Here is a 2,356-nt window from a genome sequence, read left to right as displayed (position 1 = left end):
TCAGGGCGCCGCCGCCTCCCCGCCCGATGGCCGGGAGGCGGCCGTCGGGCCGGGGGCGCGCGAGGTTGGCGCTCCGGGGGCGTGGGTCGCGGGGATGGTTGCCGGGGGTCGGGTGGGGGCCGTGTGCTCCAGGCCGAGGGCGCCCGCCCCGGCCGGTGCTGTGGTGGCTACGTGGTGCTCATGGCGGTGATGGCGGTCATGCGGGCGACGCGGCGGGCGGGGAGGACGGCGGCGGCGAGGCCGGTGAGGACGGTGAGGGTGAGGGCGGCGAGGACGGGGAGGACGGGCGGGCCGCCGAGGGTGCCGAGGGTGGCGGTGACGGAGCGGGCGGCGGCCCAGCCGTAGCCGATGCCGAGGGCGGTGCCGAGCAGGGCGGTGGCGAGGGAGAGCAGCAGGGCTTCCAGGGTGAGCATGCGGCGCAGCTGGGTGCGGGACATGCCGATGGCACGCAGCATGCCGATCTCGCGGGAGCGTTCGCTGATGCTGAGGACGAGCGCGGCGGCGACGCCGAGACCGGCGATGACGACGGAGAAGCCGAGCAGGGCCATCGAGATCAGCATCATCCGGTCGAGCAGCGAGCGCAGCGTTTCGGCCTGGCCGGCGGTGTCGGTGATGGTCAGTCGCGGGTGGGCGGCGAGGGCGCGGTCCATGGCGCGGCGGGCGGTGGGGCGGTCGGTGCCGGGGGCGGGGGTGATCCAGAGGGTGGTGGTGGGGGCGCCGGGGGCGAGCCGGTCGAGGGTGGCGGGGGTGACCAGCAGGGTGGCGCCGCTCTGGAGGGTGAACGGGAGGGCGCTGCGGCCGGGTTCGACGCGCAGGGTGGTGTCGGGGTGGCCGGTGGGGCCGGTCGCGGTGAGGGTGCGGCCGTCGTCGAGGCCGCCGAGGGCGGTGCCGTCGGTCAGGGCGCGGGCGCGGTGGAGGTCGTCGGTGCCGGGGCTGAGCCGGGCGAGGTCGGCGGTGGCGATGACGGTGTCGTGGCCGTCGACGCGGACGGTGGCCGAGCGAACCGGAGTGACGGCCAGTTCGCGCTCCCCGGTGAGCGCCGTGAGCGCCCCGGTGGGCACGGCGCCGCCGGTGGCGCTCGTCGCCGAGAACACGCCGGGCTGGCGGGCGGAGACCAGGGGCACCAGCGAGGTGGAGGTGATGTCCAGGGCGGTGACGGCGCCGACCATCACGGTCACTCCGAGCAGCAGCGCGGATCCGGTGGCGCCGGTGCGCAGCGGGTTGCGGCGCAGCTGTTGGGTGGCGAGCCGGCCGGCGGTGCCGCCGAGGCGGCGGGCCGGGGCGCCGAGCAGGGCGACGGTGGCGGGCAGCAGCCGGTGGGCGAGCCGCAGGACGCCGAAGAAGCTCGCGATGGCGCCGACGGTGACGGCGAGCAGGGAGAGCGGCGGTGCGGTGAGCGCGCCGAGCCCGGTCAGGGCGCCGCCGCCCACCAGCAGGAACACCGCCCACAGGGTGGCCCGCAGCCGTGCCCCCGGGCCGGTCGCCGGGCCGTGCGGGCCGGGCCCGCCGCCGTCGAGCGCGGCGATCGGCGGAACGGCGGAGGCGGCCTTGGCGGGCCTGCGGACCGCGAGCAGGGTGAGCAGGACGCCGAACAGCGCGGCGAGCGCGCAGACCAGCGGTGAGGGGGCGAGCGAGAGGTGGACCGGCCCGAGGTCGGCCGTGGCGGCGACGGCCTGGCCGGCGGCACAGACGCCGAGGCCGAGCAGCACCCCGGCGGTGGAGGCGCCCGCGCCGAGCAGCAGGCCCTGGCGGCGGATCATCCGGCGGACCTGGGCGCGGTCGGCGCCGACGCAGCGCAGCAGCGCCAGTTGGCGGGTGCGCTGGGCGAGCACGACGGTGAAGGTGTTGCCGACGACCATCCGGGCGACCGCGAGCGCGATCAGCACGAAGGAGAGCGCGGCGACCAGCACCACGCCGTACAGGGTGCCGCTCTGCCGGGTGGCCTCGCGCACGGAGGCCTCCCGGGTGTGCACCTCGGGGGTGGGGCCGGTGGCGCCGAGCGTCTCGCGCAGCGCGTCGACGGCGCGGGTGGCGGAGGTGCCGGGGGAGAGCCGGACGTCGAACCGCTCCGTGACGGTGGCGGCGGCGGTGGCGTCGGCGCCGACGGCGTACTGGGCGACGGCGCTCTCGGGCACGCCGATGACGGGGTGTCCGGCCAGGCTGGGCGCGCCGCGACCGTCGAGGGTGCCGGTGAGCCGGGCGGTGGCGGGGGTGCCGTCGGCCCTGGTGAGCCGGACGTCCGCGCCGGGGCGCACGCCGAGGCGCCCCGCGGTGTCGGCGTCGAGCAGCGGCTCGCGCGGTCCGGCGGGCCACCGCCCGGACTTGAGCAGTTGCCAGCGCAGGGCGGGGTCGGCGG

Annotated in this window: 1 protein-coding gene; it reads right to left on the bottom strand. The window is 78.4% G+C overall.

The annotated features are described in order from the left end of the window. Nucleotides 1–167: 167 nt before the first annotated feature. Nucleotides 168–2,356: FtsX-like permease family protein (locus ABD308_RS20720; protein ID WP_344337380.1), on the bottom strand; the 2,189-nt coding region annotated here is incomplete at its 5' end.

Origin of the sequence: Kitasatospora putterlickiae (assembly GCF_039527695.1) — a bacterium.
Lineage (GTDB): Bacteria > Actinomycetota > Actinomycetes > Streptomycetales > Streptomycetaceae > Kitasatospora > Kitasatospora putterlickiae.
Note: the sequence above shows the minus strand (reverse complement) of the source record. Positions and strands in the feature narration are given on the sequence as shown.